Annotated in this window: 2 protein-coding genes; one reads left to right on the top strand and one right to left on the bottom strand. The window is 49.5% G+C overall.

The window, feature by feature from the left end; genetic code table 11:
* Positions 1-76: 76 nt before the first annotated feature.
* A complete protein-coding gene (locus LJF34_RS28745; protein WP_231190433.1) occupies positions 77-460 on the bottom strand; it encodes a hypothetical protein in 384 nt (127 codons plus the stop codon).
* Between the two features lie 160 nt (positions 461-620).
* Between LJF34_RS28745 and LJF34_RS28750 the strand changes: the two genes are divergently transcribed.
* Positions 621-1,738: transposase (locus LJF34_RS28750; RefSeq protein ID WP_231190435.1), on the top strand; the 1,118-nt coding region annotated here is incomplete at its 3' end.

The following is a 1,738-nucleotide window of genomic DNA, read 5'->3' on the forward strand; positions in this document are numbered from 1 at the left end:
AAGTTGAGACTGGCGCTCTCAATGCACAGAGTCTCTCGTAGTAGTAATTGATAGCTGGAAATGAGTTGACGTGGAATTATGATGCTGAACGATTGCGTTGGATTTGAGGACGAACCCACGTGATGAGTGCTGCAATCACTAACCCAACGATTGTTGTCCACACCGCCGTGGTTTGATCGGCAGAGATATTCCCAATATTGACCTGGATGAGTTTCCAGAGGAGAAGTGTGCAGATCCAACTAAGCACTCCGAACGACCAGGTTTCATCGTAGGTAACCGGAAGTGCATCATTTGCAAGGAAAACTCCAACGATCACTCCAGGAAGAATCCAGGCAATCGCAATTTGCCAAAGTGGAGGATTTGAAAGGAACAGAGCCGTTATGAGGCTTGCAGGGAGTGAGACGGTTATGATACAGCCAATAATTATTCCAACTCGTTCAGCAGTTATTGTATTACTCATGGTCTCAATTATGACGCCATGGAGCATATGCTTTCTGAATGTTCAAAATTATCCACAAATCTCTACACGTCTTCTCTAATTAGTAGTCTAAAGCTACACTCTGCAAATGCCGTATCGTAACATAACAAACCAATTTCATAGCTCTGAACCATCTTTAGAAATGACTGCAACTCTTGAATCAAAGCACGATGTCTTTCGTTCTCTTGTGACGACTTCCTCTTATCAGTGGCCTATCTATGACGTGACACCACTGTACGACCGAAGTTCGCTCGGTGCTCTCGAAGAGGACGTTCGGACCGTCGCGAGGGTCTGGTTCGACCATGGCGCTCATGAGTCAGTCGAGCGCTTCGTTACTGACCTTCCGCTCGACTATTTCGAGTTCCAACCCCATGATCGGTATACTGGATCGACACGGTACGACATGGCTTTACTGATGCGGCTATTTCTGCTCAAAGAACTCCATGGCTGGGATCACGAGACAGCCCTCATCGAGTATCTTCAGCAGCAATCATCGCTGTGCCATCGTCTCAATGTTGAATCGATACCCGACCAATCGACGCTATGGCGAAGCTGGAAGTATCGATTCACCATTGACCTCAGAGATACGGTTGAGACGGTTGCGAAGACGATTTTGCGCAAGGCCGATCGAGCAGGCGTCTCGGTCCCGCGAGAGCCACCGAACACACATTCGCACGACTTCAGTGAGGAAACGGCGGCTGACGAGCGATCCGTTCTTGACTGCGCCGAGAAAGTCACAAACCACGTTACTCGACTCGTCTATCCGGGCTTTTCGCTTGATCGTGGTAGTGGTTCCGAAATACACGAGAACGCATTCTGGAATCTCCAAACGTATCTTGGACTCCGTGAGAATTTGGCTGCAAATGAGGGTGCACGGAGTTTCACGATAGAATCCCGACGAGACCGGACACCGCTCGGACATACTCACCGAACGCACCTTCGTGACCTCTCTATCGAGAAAATCCGGGAAATGTACCGTGAGTCGGTTGGCCGATTACTCGATCGAATTGCAGAGACAGATGCGTTCCATCGGGCTGGAATTGTCGCGATCGATACAACCGAAGACGATCCGTTTACGGGTGATCGAACAGGACGTGAAGCAGAGATTATCGGGACAAAGGACGGTGAATACGCTTATCAGTGGGCGACGGTCCAGCTCGTCGGCAATGCAGTACCGATTGTCTTGGATGCTCGGCCGGTTCAGAAGGGCGATTCTCGGTTAGAGATCGTGCAGGATCTCTTAGATTCTGCTCAAGAGCA

This window comes from Haladaptatus sp. DYF46, assembly GCF_021083305.1.
GTDB lineage: Archaea > Halobacteriota > Halobacteria > Halobacteriales > Haladaptataceae > Haladaptatus.